Here is a 641-nt window from a genome sequence, read left to right as displayed (position 1 = left end):
TAAAGTCTCAATTCTTTTTCTGGATTTTCTGAAAATATATTTTTGTTTTTGATAATTTTTTTGGTTGTTTCTCATGGGTGTATCCAGCTTTATATTCGCATAATTGAACAAATCTGTTTGCACTTGGGTGGATAAATAACCCCTGTCTCCAATCAACATACAATTGTTCATTTGATGCTTGATATCTTGCAAAAAATGAATATAATGAATGCTTGCTGTAGAAATATCAAAACTTTGGAAAACTCCGGAAACAGAACAAACTGTATGTAATTTGTAACCATAATAATAACTCGATTGAGAAGCGCAATAACCTTTGCTGGGAAACGAAAATTCATTTTCCTTACAAATTTTAGAGCGGTTCGCTCTTGCGTTTTTGCAGATTTCTAAAGGCATCGAATCTACAATAAAAGTGGTTTCCATCTCATTAAATTTAGCAACCATAAGTTTTCTTATATTTTCCAAGTGTAAGAAAACCTTTCTTTTTCTGCGATTAAACACACTTCTCTCAATCATTCCCTTTAGTTTTGAATTAGAGAGGTATCTAAACAACTGATATTCTGAATCTATCGATAAATATTCTGCAGAAATATTTATTGCAATGAGTTCTAAATCAGATAATTTTGGTTCAGATAATTTTGGTT

General features: G+C 30.7%; 1 protein-coding gene. It reads right to left on the bottom strand.

Annotated elements, in window-relative coordinates; all coding sequences use genetic code 11:
- Positions 1 to 641, bottom strand: a 641-nt coding sequence (locus CRT24_RS16845; protein ID WP_099372360.1) for an IS982 family transposase, incomplete at both ends; no start/stop codon positions are given.

This window comes from Sphingobacterium sp. 1.A.5, assembly GCF_002734235.1.
Taxonomy (GTDB): Bacteria; Bacteroidota; Bacteroidia; order Sphingobacteriales; family Sphingobacteriaceae; genus Sphingobacterium; species Sphingobacterium daejeonense.
Note: the sequence above shows the minus strand (reverse complement) of the source record. Positions and strands in the feature narration are given on the sequence as shown.